This window comes from Pseudomonas sp. S2_H01, from assembly GCF_054668305.1.
The window spans coordinates 4,959,099-4,974,890 of the sequence record NZ_CP162756.1; the positions used below are offsets into that span (position 1 = coordinate 4,959,099).

At 62.8% G+C, this 15,792-nt stretch carries 14 protein-coding genes; 11 read left to right on the forward strand and 3 right to left on the reverse strand.

Translation table 11 applies throughout. From position 1 onward, the window contains the following. Window positions 1–12: 12 nt before the first annotated feature. Window positions 13–1,107: a polyamine ABC transporter substrate-binding protein gene (locus tag AB4N84_RS22045; protein WP_074749636.1), complete on the forward strand. Its 1,095-nt coding sequence runs from the start codon at window positions 13–15 to the stop codon at window positions 1,105–1,107. Between the two features lie 10 nt (window positions 1,108–1,117). Further along, entirely contained in the window at window positions 1,118–2,410 is a 1,293-nt protein-coding gene (locus AB4N84_RS22050; RefSeq protein ID WP_074749637.1) for an NAD(P)/FAD-dependent oxidoreductase, read from the forward strand. 884 nt (window positions 2,411–3,294) lie between these two features. Here the strand turns inward: AB4N84_RS22050 and AB4N84_RS22055 are convergent. Both AB4N84_RS22055 and mobA read right to left on the reverse strand, forming a co-directional pair. Continuing rightward, window positions 3,295–3,519: a YgdI/YgdR family lipoprotein gene (locus AB4N84_RS22055; protein WP_074749638.1), complete on the reverse strand. Its 225-nt coding sequence runs from the start codon at window positions 3,517–3,519 to the stop codon at window positions 3,295–3,297. 88 nt (window positions 3,520–3,607) lie between these two features. Then, entirely contained in the window at window positions 3,608–4,201 is a 594-nt protein-coding gene (gene mobA, locus AB4N84_RS22060) for a molybdenum cofactor guanylyltransferase MobA (protein ID WP_460043175.1), read from the reverse strand. Window positions 4,202–4,278: 77 nt separating this feature from the next. Between mobA and moaB the strand changes: the two genes are divergently transcribed. The 9 genes from moaB (at window position 4,279) to AB4N84_RS22105 (ending at window position 14,358) form a co-directional block, all read left to right on the forward strand. After that, window positions 4,279–4,818, forward strand: coding sequence for a molybdenum cofactor biosynthesis protein B (moaB, locus tag AB4N84_RS22065; protein WP_074749640.1), 540 nt, complete (start codon window positions 4,279–4,281; stop codon window positions 4,816–4,818). Window positions 4,819–4,824: 6 nt separating this feature from the next. Then, window positions 4,825–6,039 (forward strand): molybdopterin molybdotransferase MoeA, encoded by a 1,215-nt coding sequence (locus AB4N84_RS22070; RefSeq protein WP_460043176.1) that lies wholly within the window; start codon window positions 4,825–4,827, stop codon window positions 6,037–6,039. 90 nt (window positions 6,040–6,129) lie between these two features. Continuing rightward, window positions 6,130–7,056 carry a glycosyltransferase family 2 protein gene (locus AB4N84_RS22075; protein ID WP_074749642.1) on the forward strand — a complete coding sequence of 309 codons (927 nt, stop codon included), beginning with the start codon at window positions 6,130–6,132 and terminating at the stop codon, window positions 7,054–7,056. Between the two features lie 360 nt (window positions 7,057–7,416). Beyond that, entirely contained in the window at window positions 7,417–8,943 is a 1,527-nt protein-coding gene (locus AB4N84_RS22080) for an MFS transporter (RefSeq protein WP_460043177.1), read from the forward strand. A gap of 25 nt (window positions 8,944–8,968) precedes the next feature. Next, complete coding sequence (locus AB4N84_RS22085) at window positions 8,969–10,021, forward strand: HlyD family secretion protein (protein ID WP_460043179.1); 1,053 nt, start codon at window positions 8,969–8,971, stop codon at window positions 10,019–10,021. 101 nt (window positions 10,022–10,122) lie between these two features. Next, a complete protein-coding gene (locus AB4N84_RS22090; protein WP_460043180.1) occupies window positions 10,123–11,523 on the forward strand; it encodes an efflux transporter outer membrane subunit in 1,401 nt (466 codons plus the stop codon). A gap of 108 nt (window positions 11,524–11,631) precedes the next feature. After that, window positions 11,632–12,822 carry a CaiB/BaiF CoA transferase family protein gene (locus AB4N84_RS22095; RefSeq protein WP_074749645.1) on the forward strand — a complete coding sequence of 397 codons (1,191 nt, stop codon included), beginning with the start codon at window positions 11,632–11,634 and terminating at the stop codon, window positions 12,820–12,822. A 25-nt stretch (window positions 12,823–12,847) separates the two neighbouring features. Next, entirely contained in the window at window positions 12,848–13,225 is a 378-nt protein-coding gene (locus AB4N84_RS22100; RefSeq protein ID WP_460043182.1) for a VOC family protein, read from the forward strand. A gap of 200 nt (window positions 13,226–13,425) precedes the next feature. Then, window positions 13,426–14,358, forward strand: a complete 933-nt coding sequence (locus tag AB4N84_RS22105) for a LysR family transcriptional regulator (protein WP_074749647.1) — start codon at window positions 13,426–13,428, stop codon at window positions 14,356–14,358. 11 nt (window positions 14,359–14,369) lie between these two features. On the opposite strand, the gene AB4N84_RS22110 is transcribed toward AB4N84_RS22105, so the two are convergent. After that, window positions 14,370–15,785 (reverse strand): lipid II flippase MurJ, encoded by a 1,416-nt coding sequence (locus AB4N84_RS22110; protein ID WP_460043184.1) that lies wholly within the window; start codon window positions 15,783–15,785, stop codon window positions 14,370–14,372. Between the last annotated feature and the right edge of the window lie 7 nt (window positions 15,786–15,792).

A 15,792-nucleotide genomic window follows, 5' to 3' on the forward strand; every position in this document is an offset into this window, starting at 1 on the left:
GTTGGGGGCACCATGAAGTTGATCGTTACCACGCTGTTTCTGCCGGCTGTGCTGGCCGGAGCAGTCACCCAGGCTCACGCCGAAGGCAACACCGTGAAGATTTACAACTGGTCCGATTACATCGGCCCGACGACGCTGGAGGACTTTCAGAAGGCCACCGGCATCCAGCCGACCTACGACGTGTTCGACTCCAATGAAACGCTGGAAGGCAAAATGCTGACCGGGCGCTCGGGCTACGACGTGGTCGTGCCGTCAAACCATTTCCTCGGTCGGCAGATCAAGGCCGGTGCGTTCCAGAAACTGGACAAGGCCCAACTGCCCAACTGGAAGAACCTCGACCCGAAACTGATGAAGCAACTGGAGGCCAACGATCCGGGCAACCAGTACGCCGTGCCGTACCTGTGGGGCACCAACGGCATCGGCTACAACGTTGACAAGGTCAAGGCCGTGCTCGGTGTCGACACCATCGACTCCTGGGCCGTGCTGTTCGAACCGGAAAACATGAAAAAGCTGCAAAAATGTGGCGTGTCCTACATGGACTCGCCCGATGAAGTCTTCCCCGCCGTGCTCAATTACATGGGCTTGTCGCCCCGCAGCGAGAACGCCAAGGACTACGACGCGGCGACCGAGAAGCTCAAGGCGGTGCGCCCGTACATCACCTATTTCCACTCGTCCAAATGGGTGTCGGACCTTGCCAACGGCGACATCTGCGTGGCGTTCGGTTATTCCGGCGACGTGCTTCAGGCCAAGTCCCGGGCCGAAGAAGCGAAGAATGGCGTGAAGATCGCCTACTCCATTCCCAAGGAAGGGGCCAACGTCTGGTTCGACATGCTGGCGATTCCCAAGGACGCCGAGCACCCGAAAGAAGCCCTGGCGTTCATCAACTACCTGCTCGAGCCTCAGGTCATTGCCAAGGTCAGTGAGACCGTCGGCTACGCCAACCCGAACCCGGCGTCCAATGCGCTGATGGGCAAGGAGATCACCGAGAACCCGTCGATCTACCCGACACCTGAAGTCATGAGCCGGTTCTACATCTCCTCGGAATTGAAGCCCGCGACCCTGCGCCTGATGACGCGCAAGTGGACCGACATCAAATCCAATCGTTAAGGAACGCTTTATGCCTGCTGCACTGCCACACACGGGTTCGTACTATGCCGCGTCGGTCGCGCCCGAGCCCGAGCGCGCCTCACTGGACACCGCCATCAACGCAGACGTCTGCATCATCGGCGGTGGCTTCACCGGGGTGAACACCGCGCTGGAACTGGCCGAACGTGGGATGTCGGTGGTGCTGCTGGAAGCGCAGCGCATCGGCTGGGGCGCCAGTGGCCGCAACGGAGGGCAGTTGATTCGTGGCCTGGGGCATGACGTCAGCGGTGTCGAACGCTGGGTCGGCAAGGAGGGCGTGCGGTATCTGCAGCAGGCGGGTTCCGAGTCGGTCGACATCGTGCGGCAGCGGGTGAACGACAACGGCCTGGCGTGCGACCTGCGTTGGGGGTACTGCGACCTGGCGAATACGCCCTCGCACTGGAAGGGTTTGCAGGAAGAACTGGGCGCGCTGACGGCCCAGGGTTATCCGCATCCGCTGCGGCTGGTGGAGAAGGACGCGCTGCATGAAGTGGTGAATTCATCTGCCTATGTGGGCGGGTTGATCGACATGGGCTCGGGGCATCTGCACCCGCTCAAGCTGATCCTGGCCGAGGCACGGCTGGCGGAGGCGAAGGGCGCGATCCTCTACGAGGCCAGCCCGGTACGCCGGATCGTGCACGGGGCCAAGGTCCAGGTGTTCACCGATCAGGGTCAGGTCACGGCCGGTCAGGTGGTGCTGGCGTGCGATGCGTTTCTTGAAAAGCTGGAGCCGGCACTGACGGGCAAGCTTCTGCCTGCGGGGAGTTACATCATCGCCACCGAGCCGTTGGGCGAGGCGCGGGCGAGGGCGTTGATCCCGCAGAACATGGCGTTGTGTGATCAGCGGGTGGCGCTGGACTATTACCGGTTGTCCGCGGACAACCGGCTGTTGTTCGGCGGCGCCTGTCATTATTCGGGGCGTGATCCGGCGAACATCGGTGATTACATGCGGCCGAAGATGGAGCGGGTGTTTGCGCAGTTGAAAGGGGTGGGAATCGACTTTCAGTGGGGCGGGATGATCGGGATCAGTGCCAATCGGTTTCCGCAGATCGGGTATTTGCCGAAGGCACCGAATGTGTTTTACGCACAGGGTTATTCGGGGCACGGTTTGAACGTCACGCATTTTGCGGCGCGGATTCTGGCGCAGGCGATTGCCGAGCGGGACAGCCGGGCAGTGGAGTTGTTTGCCAAGGTTCCGCACCGTACGTTTCCCGGCGGGGAGCGGCTGCGTTCACCGCTGTTGGCGTTGGGGATGATGTGGTATCGGTTCAAGGAGTTGATTTGAGGGTAGGGCGGGACGCTGGTGGGTACACCTACCTCTGCTAATTCTGCGGATTTGGGTTGGGGTGTACGCATTTATCTCGAAGGGCGAGGGAATGCGATCACAGTTGCTCCTTCGTCGAAGTACCCGGCGACGCTCCGTGGGCCCGCGCCGCCTGCGTTCAGCCTGCACCCAAGTCGCGTTTTGTGGTGTTTGACTCATTGATGTCGAAAAGCACATCAACAGCAGAAGCAGACATTGAAGGTGGACGCGATACCTGTAGGAGCGCGCTTGCCCGCGATCTGCCGCGCAGCGGTAGCAAAATCAGGCGACTCGCCTATGCCTGGCACCCCGCATGCACAGGTCTTGCTGCCGGTTCCCGGCAGATCGTCCGAGTGCGGCCCAGACCAAGCGCGCTCCTACGCCTTCGGCAGAATCAACAGCACAGCGGACATCCATGACACTTATTTCGTTGATCGTTCGCACGCGGAGCGGGGGAACGATCAAGCGCGTAAGCGGGCTTAGTTGTTGATCTTCAAACCGTAGCAGTCCAGACACCACAAAACGCGACTTGGGTGCAGGCTGAACGCAGGCGATGCGGAGTGGGCCGAGCGGCATGGATGCCGCGAGAGCCGCCCCCCGCCATGGATGGCGGATGGCGGCGGGCCCACGGAGCGTCGCCGGAGTGAAGGGACCCGACGCAGGAGGGCCTAACCGGGAGTTCAGACCCTTGGTTACTTGGGGATGGTCCGGCATTCCGGTTTTCAAGTAACCCGCCGAAGGCGGAACAGTTCGGCCGTTAGGCAGAACCGAAAATCAGCGTCACCACAAACAACAGACGTGTACTCAAAATCATCACCAAAAAAACGCCCCGAACCAGTCGGGGCGTCTTTTCAATCAATCAAACATCACAGTTCTTTTACGGTACGAACCTGATCCTTGTTGATACGGGTCTCTTTGCCGTCCAGTTGCTTGAACTCATAGAAACCGGATTCTTCGTCGTATTTTGGCGCATCCGTAGCCTGGATCTCACGGCCGTCGTTCAGAGTGATCACTGTCGGCGAAGAGCAACCGGCGAGGGAAGCCAGGCCAAGGGCGAGCAGAAAGGCTGCGGGAAGGGTCCGTTGGTTCATTACTGTGTCTCCGAGGGTAATTCTTTATGTAGTGAAGTTTCTGACGCAGGGGATGTCAGCAAAGTTCCATGAAACCTCATTCGCCGCTTCAAGGCCTGACGTCGGTCAATAAATCCGGCGTATTCAGATTCGCCAGCCGCGGATCGTTCGCCGGGCACTGAAACGGCACGACGCCCAGTTCGGCCATGGTCCGCCTCGGGCTGCGTTGGCCTTGCTGCCAATGCGCCTCGAACACCGGCGCGTGAACCGCAGGAATGCAACACAACAAAGGCTCCCATTGCTCACCCTGACGCACCATCACCGGCTGTGCGGGATGCGCCAGTGCCTTGCGCCGCAGACCCTCCAGCACGTCGATATCCAGCAAAGGCGAGTCGCACGGCATCACCAGCAGGTACGCATGCCGCGCCACCGCCAGCCCCGCGCGAATCCCGGCGTAGGGCCCCGGAAAATCGCTCTCGTCATCCTGAACCAGTTGGTCGGCGAAACGCGCGTATTGCTCACGGTTGCGGTTGCAGGAAATGATCAGGTCGTCGGTCAAGGGGCGCGTCAGGCGGTGCAGGTGCTGAATCAGCGGCTCGCCGCGCCAGTCGATCAGCCCTTTATCGCGCCCGCCCATGCGTTGCCCCCGTCCGCCGGCCAACAGCAGAATCGAGCAGGGCGGCAGGGCGTCGGAAGCGGTCATGGCGAACTCGTTCAGCGGAGAAAAAAGGAGTGCTGTGATATAACACCGGACTGTTTCCCCTACAACTGGACCTGCCGATGAAAGCCAAGGCTGACACACCTTTTGTGCCGTTGAACATTGCGGTTTTGACCGTCAGCGACACCCGTACTTTTGACAATGACACCTCCGGACAGATGTTCGTCGACCGTCTGACCGCAGCCGGTCACGGGCTGATCGAGCGCGTGTTGTTGAAGGACGATCTTTACAAGATCCGCGCTCAGGTCGCGACCTGGATCGCAGACGACTCGGTGCAGGTGGTGCTGATCACTGGCGGAACCGGTTTCACCGGTCGCGACAGCACGCCTGAAGCCGTGGCCTGTCTGCTGGACAAACAGGTCGACGGGTTTGGCGAGCTGTTCCGCCAGATCTCGGTGCCGGACATCGGCAGTTCCACTATCCAGTCTCGTGCGCTGGCGGGCCTGGCCAATGGCACGCTGGTTTGCTGCCTGCCGGGTTCGACCAATGCGGTGCGCACGGGCTGGGACGGCATCCTTGCCGATCAGCTGAACAACAGTTTTCGCCCGTGCAACTTCGTGCCTCACCTGAAAAAAGCTGAACCGTGCGCAACCCGTGGGTGAGAACCAATGAGCAAGCCTGAAATGCGTGGCCTGATCCCGGTGGAAGAGGCCATGGAACGCTTGATGAGCCTGGCCGAGTCCACGTCGATCACCGAGCGTGAAACGGTGGCGCTGGCCGATGCACAGGGCCGGGTGCTCGCCGATGACTTGATCTCAACGCTGGACCTGCCGCCGTGGCCCAACAGCGCCATGGACGGTTATGCACTGCGCGTGGCCGACTGGACCGGCGAGCCGTTGCCGGTCAGCCAGCGGATTTTCGCTGGCCAGGCGCCGCAACCCTTGCAGCCTGGCACGTGCGCGCGGATCTTTACCGGCGCTCCGGTGCCCGAAGGCGCTGACTGTGTGGAAATGCAGGAGAACGCCGAGGTTCAGGCCGACGCGCGCGTGCGCTTCGTTGAACCGTTGAGCGCCCTGCAGAACATCCGTCCCAAAGGCCAGGAGACCACCGTCGGCGACAAGGTGCTCGACGCGGGCACGGTCATGACGTCCATCGAGCTGGGACTGGCGGCCACTCTGGGCCTGGGCCAACTGGACGTTGTCCGGCGCGCCCGTGTTGCCGTGCTGTCGACCGGCGACGAGTTGATCGAGCCGGGGCAGCCGTTGGGACCGGGGCAGATTTACAACAGTAATCGCGTTCTGCTGTGCAGTTGGCTCAAGCGTCTGGGCTGCGAAGTCGTGGATGCCGGGATTCTGCCCGACAACCTTGAAAAGACCCGTACCGCGCTGGGCGCACTGGGTGACGTGGACCTGATCCTGTCGACGGGCGGGGTGTCGGTGGGCGAGGCGGATTTCCTCGGCCATGCGTTGCGTGAAGAAGGTGAGATTGCGCTGTGGAAACTGGCGATCAAGCCGGGAAAACCCCTGACCTTCGGTCATTTTCGTGGCGTTCCGGTGATCGGTTTACCTGGCAATCCGGCTTCCACGCTGGTGACCTTTGCGCTGTTGGCCAGGCCTTACCTGCTGCGCCGTCTTGGCGTGCAGGAGGTCAAACCGCTGCAGTTCAAAGTGCCCGCCGGGTTTGTCTGGGACAAGCCGGGCAACCGTCGCGAGTACCTGCGCGGGCGTCTGGAGCAGGGACGTCTGATCGCTTACCGCAACCAAAGCTCGGGCGTGCTGCGCAGCGCAGCGTGGGCCGATGGTTTGATTGAAGTGATCGAAGGCACCACGGTCGCCGAAGGTGACTTGCTCAACTTCATCCCGTTGAGCGAGGTCATGGGCTGACAAGCGGCTGGATCCAGTCTCGGGATCCTGCGCTACCCTCAAAGCGTGTCATGACAAGTAGGCATCCAGCATTTGCCTTGGAGTATTGTTATGCAGTCTTTGCGCGTGGCGTGTGTGATCCCGACGTACAACGGGCGCAGGGAGCTTGAGCGTTTGCTCGATTCTCTCTGGGCCCAGACCGCAGAGTTCGACACCTTGATCGTTGATTCCAGCTCCACCGACGGCACGCTGGAGTTGGCGCGCTCACGTTGCAATGACGTGATCCGGATCGACAGCAAGGACTTCAACCACGGTGGCACCCGGCAGATGATGGCCGAGACTCATCCCCGGTATGACGTCTTCGTGTACCTGACCCAAGACACTTATCTCGAAGACCCCCGTGCGGTTGAAAACATCCTGATGCCGTTCGAGGACCCCTTGGTCGGCGCCGTGTGCGGGCGTCAACTGCCGCATCTGGATGCCACCGTCCTGTCCCAGCATGCCCGCTGGTTCAACTACCCGCCGGTGTCTCGCATCAAGAGCATGGCCGACGTGCCGGAGCTGGGTATCAAGGTGCCGTTCATGTCCAACTCGTTTTCGGCCTACCGCCGCGATGCCTTGCGTGCGGTGGGCGGGTTCCCTCGGCACGTGATTCTGTCCGAAGACATGTACGTCGCCGCAAAAATGCTGCTGACCCACTGGAAAGTCGCTTATCAGGGCTCCGCCGTTTGCCGTCATTCGCACAACTACACGCTGCGGGAAGAATTTCGCCGGTACTTCGACATTGGTGTCTTTCAGGCCCGCGAATCCTGGATTCATGCGCGGTTCGGCGGTGTACGAGGGGAGGGGTTTCGCTACGTGAAGTCCGAGCTGGATTTTCTCGGCGTGCGGCGCTGGTATTTGTGGCCGGCATCGTGTGTGCGCAACGGCCTGAAGTTGGTGGCGTTCAAGCTGGGCAAGGAAGAGGCCCGGTTGTCACGACCCTTGAAGCGCAAACTGGGGATGTACAAACGCTTCTGGGACAGTGAGCACGCTTGAGCCCTTTGCGAACGGTGAGGGAGTTGGGTGCGGGCGTCGGTCGGACGAATGTGGTGGGTCAGCGATGAAGATGTCGACTGTAACACCGCGTTCGCTGCCCTCGTAACCTCGGACGTCTCCCACAGGGAGCACGTCTGGCGCGTCACGCTGCGTCTGGCATCAATCACTAAGGAATATATTCAGCAACAGCGATTCCGCTGGATTCGTGCGTCTGGTGCACTCATACACTGCTCAAATGTCAATTTTTCTCATTGCCAAGGCTTTTTAAACTGCCGGACATAAACCTGGTTTCCGGAGTTGATTGCCTATGTTTCGCGATGCGTTGATCGGTGCGCCGCGCAAAAACCTGCGTGCCCGGCCGTGACGGCGGTTGCCACCCTGCCGCCGCTCAAAGCCCCGGCGCCCAACGCGTTCGGCCTGCAAACCATCATCGGTCTGGTGGGTGTATTGATCGCGGTCCTCGTCGCGGGCATCAATGAGGGTGTGACCCGCATCGCCCTGGCAGATATTCGCGGGGCGATGTTCATCGGCTACGACGAAGCCACGTGGGTCACTTCGCTGTATTCGGCCACCTCGTTGACCGCCACCGCGTTCGCGCCCTGGTTCGCCGTCACCCTGTCCTTGCGCCGCTTCACCCTGGGGGCCATTGCGGCGTTTATCGTGCTGGCGCTCCTATGCCCACTGGCACCGGACTATCGAAGCTTTCTGTTGCTGCGCGCCTTGCAGGGGCTTGCGGCGGGTTGCCTGCCACCGATGCTGATGACCGTGGCGCTGCGATTTCTGCCGCCAGGCATCAAGCTCTATGGCCTGGCGGGTTATGCGCTGACGGCCACCTTCGCGCCCAGTCTCGGCACACCGCTGGCCGCGTTGTGGACTGAGTATTTCAATTGGCATTGGACCTTCTGGCAGGTCATCGCGCCGTGCGCCGTAGCGATGATCGCCATTGCCCACGGCATTCCGCAGGACCCACTGCGCCTTGAGCGGTTCAAGTCGTTCAACTGGCGTGGCGTGCTGCTGGGGACGCCTGCGATCTGCATGCTGGTCACTGGCCTCTTGCAGGGCAACCGTCTGGACGGGTTCGAGTCAACGTTGATCGTCGGCTTGCTCGGTGGCGGGACGTTGCTGCTGGTGCTGTTTCTGGTCAACGAGTGGTTTGCGCCGATCCCGTTCTTCAAGCTGCAGATGCTCTCCAATCTCAACCTGTCCCACGCGCTGATCACGCTCGGTGGCGTGCTGGTGGTGCTGACCGCAACAGGCTCGATTCCCTCGGCGTACCTGGCCCAGGTTCATGGCTACCGACCGTTGCAGACCGCGCCGATGATGCTCCTCGTCGCGTTGCCGCAATTGCTCGTGCTGCCGCTGATGGCCGCCCTGTGCAACATTCGCCGTATCGATTGCCGGTGGGTACTGACCACCGGACTGGGCCTGCTGGCGCTGTATTGCTTCGCCGCAACCCGGATGAGCCCAGAGTGGATTCGTGACAACTTCTACGCGCTGCAACTGCTGCAGGCGGTCGGGCAACCCATGGCCGTCCTGCCGTTGCTGATGCAAGCCACGGGCGGCATTGCGCCGCCCGACGGCCCGTTCGCCTCGGCATGGTTCAACACCGTGCGCGGGCTGGCCTCGGTGATCGCGACCGGGGTGCTGGATGCCCTGACCACCTCGCGTCAGCACTTTCATTCCCATGTTTTGGTGGATCGCCTGGGCAACACGCCGGAGTTGGCGGGGCAGGACGCGCTGGCGTCACTGGCGCACCGCCTTCACGAGCAGGTTGTGACCCTGACCAGCATCGACCTCTATTACTGCATGGGCTGGGTGGCGGCTGCGCTGATCCTGCTCATCCCGCTGATGCCAAGCCGGGTCTACCCGCCGCGCGCTGCTGCCTGATTCCACGACCTTTGAGAGGACCTTCATGAGCATGACCTCCAAGCAAACCCTGGCCCTGTGCGGCGCCGTGATCGCAGTGGCGGCTGTAGGTATTTACGTTTTCACCGGCACGGGCGGGCGCCAGAGCACCAACGACGCCTACATCGCTGCCGACTATTCGAATGTCGCGCCCAAAGTCGCCGGTTTCATCAGCCAGGTGCTGGTGGAAGACAACCAACAGGTCAAGGCGGGCCAGTTGCTGGCGGTGATTGACGACCGGGATTTTCTGACGGCACTGGCGGCCTCCGAGGCTGACGTGCTCACGGCCAAAGCGCAGTACGAACAGGCGAGCGCGGTGCTGCAACGCCAGGCCTCGGTGATCGCTCAGGCTGAAGCGGCGCTGGCTGCCAGTAAGGCCGAAGTGACCTTCGCCGAGCAGGAGCAGGCGCGGTACGCGCATCTGGCCGGCATGGGCGCCGGCACGGTGCAGAACGCGCAGCAGGCGCGTAACCGGATCGACACGGCGCGGGCGCGGCAGAACAGCGCGGTGGCCTCGCTGGCGGCTGATCGTAAACAGGTCGACATCCTGACCGCCCAGCAACACGCCGCCGAAGCGGGGCTCAAACGCGCGCAAGCGGCGCATGATCAGGCGCAGTTGCAGGTGTCGTACACGCGCATCGTCGCACCCGTGGACGGCATGGTCGGCGAGCGCGCCGTACGCGTCGGCAACTACGTCAGCCCCGGTGCCCGTTTGCTGTCGGTGGTGCCGCTGAATCAGGTGTACGTGGTGGGTAACTTTCAGGAGACCCAGTTGACTGACGTCACGCCCGGTCAGGCGGTGCAAGTGCGCGTGGACACGTTTCCCGGTGAAACCCTCACAGGCCGCGTGGAGAGCGTGGCCCCGGCGACCGGCGTGACCTTTGCCGCCATCAAGCCGGACAACGCCACGGGCAACTTCACCAAGGTCGTGCAACGGTTGCCGGTCAAAATCGTGCTGGATGCGCAGCAACCTGTGTTGAGTCGCCTGCGGGTGGGGATGTCGGTGGACGCCAGCATCGATACCCACGCTGCACCCCGCGCAGAGGTCAGTGTTCGATGAGCCGCTTGGTATTGACCCTCTGGGCACGAGTTGGCGGTAACTTTTCGAGCAGTGGGCCGTCAGCGTCCGTGAGCACGTTCAGGCCCACAAGGTTTCGTGGATTGACGCTGGCGGCGCTGACCGTTGCACTGGCCGCCTGTCAGGTCGGTCACGATTTTCAGCCGCCGGTGAACACGGTGCAGGTCGACTGGCTGCCAACCCAGGGCGAGCAGGCCCCGAGCCGCCCTCAAGCCACGCCCATCAAGCCGCGCTGGTGGGAGGTGTTCAACGACCCGCTGCTTTCATCGCTGATAGACCAGGCCGGCGACGCGAACCTTGACCTGAAGATCGCCAGCACCCGACTGGAGCAGAGCCGCGCGGCGCGTCAGGTCGTGGCCGGCAATCAACTGCCGAGCGTTTCCGCAGGCATGAGTTACCAGCGTGCACGCAACAGTGGGGAAGGGTTGCTCGATCCGGCCGGCGTGAACGGCAAGTCAGCGTTCAACCTGTGGGACGGCGGGCTGGATGCCTCCTGGGAAGTGGACCTTTGGGGCCGGGTCAAACGCGAGGTCGAAGCGGCCGACGCGAGCGTGGCCGTTGCTGACAATGACCGACGCGGCGTGCTGCTGTCGGTGCAGGCGGAAACTGCGCGCGATTACCTGCAACTGCGGGGCGTGCAACACACCCTTGCCGTGACCCGGGACAACCTCGCGGTGTCGCGCAACAGCCTGGAGCTGTCGAACGCACGGCTGGCCAGCGGCGTCGCGACCGACCTGGACGTGGCCCAGGCCGCCGCGCAAGTGGCGACGATCCAGGCACGTGTTCCGTTGCTCGAGCAACGTCAGGCGCAGTTGATCAACGCGCTGAGCCTGTTGCTCGCGCAGACGCCCCGAACCTTGCAGTCGGCGCTTGAAAAACCCGTCGACACGACGCCATTGCCCGCTGCGATTCCGGTCGGTCTGCCGTCGGAGCTCGCTCAGCGGCGGCCAGACATTCGTCAGGCCGAAGCACGCCTGCACGTTGCCGCCGCGAGTGTCGGGGTGGCCGAAGGGGATTTTTATCCACGGATCGTGTTGTCGGGCAACGTCGGTTTTCAGTCTCTGCAACTGGCGGATTTCGGCAGTTGGGGTGCTCGCCAGTTCGGGATAGGCCCTCAGTTGAGCGTGCCGATTTTCGAAGGCGGGCGGCTGCGCGGCATGTTGCACCTGCGTGAAGCGCAGGAGCAGGAAGCGGCGTTGAATTATCAGAAAACCGTGCTGCGTGCCTGGCAGGAAATCGATGACAGCATGAGCCTGTACAACGCCAGCCAGTTGCAGCAGCACACGCTCCAGGAAGCAGTGCGGCAGAATCAGATCGCGTTGAACAACGCCAAGGAGCAGTACAAGGCCGGCGCGGTGGATTTTCTCAACGTGCTGACCGTGCAGCAGGCGCTGCTGGCGAGTCAGGAACAACAGGTGGACAGCGCGACCGCACAGACGCTGGCACTGGTGGGTCTGTACGCCTCCCTGGGCGGCGGGTGGTGAGTCGAGCCTTTCCGAAACAGAAAGGCGTGTGGAAAAATTAGGCATTTTCATCCCGCGCGTCAGAGCAGACAATTGGCCCACTTTTTCCAGAACAACAAAGGGCATGTCATGCAAAAGCCTTTGCAAGGGATCCGGGTCATTGAACTCGGTCAACTGATCGCCGGCCCGTTCGCCGCCAAGATGCTGGGGGAGTTCGGCGCCGACGTGATCAAGATCGAGCCGCCGGGCACCGGTGATCCACTGCGCAAATGGCGCTTGCTGCACGAAGGGACGTCGGTGTGGTGGGCCGTGTCCTCCCGCAACAAGCGCTCGGTGACCCTTGACTTGCGCGAGCCGGAAGGTCAGGACGTCGTGCGCAAGCTGATCGCCGAAGCCGACGTGCTGGTGGAGAACTTCCGCCCCGGCACGCTCGAAGGGTGGGGTCTGGGCTGGAAAGACCTGCATGCGCTCAATCCAAAACTGGTGATGCTGAGGGTGTCGGGGTACGGCCAGACCGGCCCGTACCGTGATCGCCCGGGCTTCGGTGTGGTCGGTGAGGCCATGGGCGGTCTGCGTCATCTGTCGGGCGAGCCTGACCGCACGCCGGTGCGGGTCGGCGTTTCCATCGGTGATTCGCTGTCGGCCCTGCATGGCGTCATTGGCGTGCTGCTCGCGCTGCGTCATCGCGACCAGAACGGTGGCGAAGGTCAGGAGATCGACGTGGCGCTGTACGAGTCGGTCTTCAACATGATGGAAAGCCTGATCCCGGAGTTTTCGGTGTTTGGCGCCGTGCGTCAGCCCGCGGGCAGCAGCCTGCCGGGTATCGCACCTTCCAATGCCTACCGTTGCCGGGATGGCCGCTATGCGCTGATTGCGGGTAACGGCGACAGTATTTATCAGCGTCTGATGGCCTTGATCGAACGGCCTGATCTGGCCGCCGATCCGGCGCTCGCGCACAACGATGGCCGGGTGAAGCAAGTCGAGCTGATCGACGCGGCGATCTCCGCCTGGGCCGCGAGCCTGGACCTCGACGAGGTGCTGGCCAAACTCACCGCCGAGCGTATTCCGGCGGGCAAGATCTACGACGCTGCCGACATCGCCAGTGACCCGCATTACAAGGCGCGCGACATGCTGCTGGACAGCCAGCTGGAGGACGGCACGCCGGTCACGTTACCGGGCATCGTGCCCAAACTGGGCAGCACGCCGGGCGGTGTCAGTCGTCCTGCTCCGACGTTGGGGCAGCACACCGACGAGGTGCTGGAGCAGCTGGGTATCGATGCCGGACAACGGGCCGAATGGCGCGCTCGCGGATTGATTTGAGGCTTACCTGTCGGGAGGCAACACCATGATCGATCATCTCGACCATCTGGTGCTGACGGCGGTCGACGCCGAGGCTACCGTGGATTTCTACACCCGTGTGATGGGCATGCAACTGGAAACGTTTGGCGCGGGTCGCATGGCGTTCAGGTACGGCAACCAGAAAATCAACCTGCACATTCGCGGGCAGGAGTTCGAGCCCAAAGCTCACGTGCCGGTGCCCGGTGCGCTGGACCTGTGTTTCATCGCGTCAATTCCGCTGGAGCAGGTGGTTGCCCGGCTGAACGAGGCCCGGTGGCCGATCATCGAGGGGCCGATCCTGCGAACCGGTGCGACGGGGCCGATTCGGTCGGTGTACGTGCGCGATCCTGACCTGAATCTGATTGAGATTTCAGAGATCGTTTAAAAGGGCTCATAGGGCATGTGCAAATCCGCTGTTGAGGGGCGCGGCTGACAGGTTTGGCCTAACGGCCCGACTGTTTCCAACCGAACCACCCCTCTCAAGCGAATTCCAACCGAGGGAACAGCGGCCTCTGCTTCTCCCGTCATTCTCAAACCCCGCCATTTCCCGCATCATCGGCGTCCACTGACACCGGATACCGCGCCATGCCTTTACCTGACATGAACCTGCTGATCGCCCTCGACGCTTTGCTGGAAGAGGGCAGTGTCGTCGGTGCTGCCAGGCGCATGCACCTGAGCCCGGCGGCGATGAGCCGTACGCTCACACGGATTCGCGAGGCGCTGGGCGATCCGGTTCTGGTGCGGGCCGGGCGCGGGTTGGTGCCCACGCCCAGAGCGCTGGCGTTACAGACGCAGGTGCGCAACCTGGTCGAACAGGCGACGGAGGTGTTCCAGGCGCGGGATGAGGTGGACATGAGCACGCTGGCGCGCTGTTTCAATGTGCGCTCCAACGATGTGTTCTTCGGCGCGTTTGGCGGGCGACTGGTCGACGCGTTGCGGGTCCATGCGCCTGACAGTACCCTGCGTTTTGCGCCTGAGGGCGAGGGTGACGACGATGCCCTGCGTGAAGGCCGGATTGACCTGCACGTGACCGCGCGGCGTAACTTCGGGCCTGAAATCAAGGTGCAACAACTGCTCACCACCCGCTTTGTTGCGCTGGCGCGTGGCGACCATCCGATCTTCGACGCGCCGATCACCCCACAGACGTTCGCTCGTTACGACCACGTCAGCGTGTCCCGACGGGGTCGCCCTCACGGACCGATTGACCTGGCGCTGGAGCGCCTTGGGCTGTCTCGGCGTGTCACCCTGACCACGCCGAATTTCCACTCCGCGATTTTCTCCACGGCGAGTTCCGACCGGATCGTCTCTTTGCCGGAGACGGTGCTGTGGGGGCTGCGCGAGCTAGGGCTGCGCATGCGTCCGTTCGTGATTCCCCTTGAGTTCGAGCCGGTTCAGGTCGTTCAGGCCTGGCACCCGCGTTTCGACAAGGACCTGGCACACCGCTGGCTGCGTCAGACGGTCAAGGAAATCTGCGGCACAGTGAATGCGCATTACGCGGGTATCTGGCCGCAGAGGTAGCGCCGGAAACGTCAAGCGCTCACGGCACGCCAAGGCTTCAACCACAGCGCCAGACCGGCCAGCAACACCGCGCCATACACGCTACTCAAGCCCAGTTGCAGCCAGGTGTCGCTCAGCGGATGCAACACGATGGCCGCGAGCAGCATGATCGAGACACCCAGCAGCCACTGCTGACGCCACGGCAAACGCTTGAGCAAGTCCTGACGACGCATCAACAGCAGCCCGGTCAGGATCGCGCCGCAGACCGCCGCCATGGCGATGCCGATCAAACCGAAGAAAAACGGCAGCACCGCCAGCAGGACGGCGTTGAGCAAGCTGCCCGCCAGTTCACAGTGCAGTGGCAGGCGCGTGTCGCCCGCTGCGTAGGCATACCGGGCCAGCAACGCGTTCCAGGCACCAAACATCAGCGGCACCGCAAACCAGGCCAGCAGTGCAGGCAAGGGGCTGTCGATGGCTTGATGGGGCAGCAGCAACGCAACCAGCGCGCCGGCTGCGCCAATCAACCCGGCCACGGCTGGCACGGTCAGCAACGTGGCGCTGCTCAACCCTTTGCGCAACAACGCCAGGCGTTGATCGCCCTGGGTGCCGCTCATGAGCCCCAACAGCACCTGATTCAAGCTCATGAGGGCGATCAATGGCAGGTTGATCAGCTTGCGCGCCAGGTTGACCCAGGTCACCGCACCTTCGCCCAGCAACGAAGCGACCATGCGCTCCAGTAACGCCAGACCCTGGCTTGCCAGGTTACTGCTGAGCAACGGGCCGATGCGCTGCAGCAGTTCACGGCCCGCACCGGGCGCGCGGCTCAGGCGCCACGGCGTCCAGCCGTCGCGAAGCAGCGTGGGCAGCAGCGCTGCGGGCATCAGCAGGCTGCCGAGCACGCACGCGCTGGCCAGCCCCGTGGGCGTGGCCGCGTGGCGCATCAGTGTCAGGTAAATCACCGGCGGCAGGTTGAACAGCAGGGACCCCAAACCCGCCAGCACGAAGCGCGAGCGGGCCTGCAAGGGTACGCACAACAGCGCATGCAACAGAAAACCTGGCGCCGACCATGCCAGCCACTGAAGTGACGCTGCCGCCAATACGTACCCCGAGTCGTCCAGTCCCGGCCCGATCAGCCTTACCCAGAAAGGCGAACCAACACTGAGCAACACACTCAAGCCAATCCCGCACAGCAGCAGTCGCGGCGCCAATGCGCCGAGCCAGTCGTGTTGTGCCTGTGGCGAACGCTGCTGATACAGGGGCAGGGCGGCGGCGCTGAGTAGCCCGGCGGCCAGCGCCATGCGCACTGCCTCGGGCAGAAACAACGACACCAGAAACGCATCGCTGCGGCCGCCCGCGCCCCAGGCGGCCACCACCAGCCACTCGCGCGCGAACCCTGCCGCCAGCCCTGTCAGGGTCGCCAGGGTCAGCCACAGCGTCGAACCGAACATGGGTTGA

Excerpts from the sequence above, each read along its gene's own strand:
- AB4N84_RS22045 (WP_074749636.1), top strand. The coding sequence starts at position 13 with ATGAAGTTGATCGTTACCACGCTGTTTCTGCCGGCTGTGCTGGCCGGA.
- AB4N84_RS22050 (WP_074749637.1), top strand. The coding sequence starts at position 1,118 with ATGCCTGCTGCACTGCCACACACGGGTTCGTACTATGCCGCGTCGGTC.
- AB4N84_RS22055 (WP_074749638.1), bottom strand. The coding sequence starts at position 3,519 with ATGAACCAACGGACCCTTCCCGCAGCCTTTCTGCTCGCCCTTGGCCTG.
- mobA (WP_460043175.1), bottom strand. The coding sequence starts at position 4,201 with ATGACCGCTTCCGACGCCCTGCCGCCCTGCTCGATTCTGCTGTTGGCC.
- moaB (WP_074749640.1), top strand. The coding sequence starts at position 4,279 with ATGAAAGCCAAGGCTGACACACCTTTTGTGCCGTTGAACATTGCGGTT.
- AB4N84_RS22070 (WP_460043176.1), top strand. The coding sequence starts at position 4,825 with ATGAGCAAGCCTGAAATGCGTGGCCTGATCCCGGTGGAAGAGGCCATG.
- AB4N84_RS22075 (WP_074749642.1), top strand. The coding sequence starts at position 6,130 with ATGCAGTCTTTGCGCGTGGCGTGTGTGATCCCGACGTACAACGGGCGC.
- AB4N84_RS22085 (WP_460043179.1), top strand. The coding sequence starts at position 8,969 with ATGAGCATGACCTCCAAGCAAACCCTGGCCCTGTGCGGCGCCGTGATC.
- AB4N84_RS22095 (WP_074749645.1), top strand. The coding sequence starts at position 11,632 with ATGCAAAAGCCTTTGCAAGGGATCCGGGTCATTGAACTCGGTCAACTG.
- AB4N84_RS22100 (WP_460043182.1), top strand. The coding sequence starts at position 12,848 with ATGATCGATCATCTCGACCATCTGGTGCTGACGGCGGTCGACGCCGAG.
- AB4N84_RS22105 (WP_074749647.1), top strand. The coding sequence starts at position 13,426 with ATGCCTTTACCTGACATGAACCTGCTGATCGCCCTCGACGCTTTGCTG.
- AB4N84_RS22110 (WP_460043184.1), bottom strand. The coding sequence starts at position 15,785 with ATGTTCGGTTCGACGCTGTGGCTGACCCTGGCGACCCTGACAGGGCTG.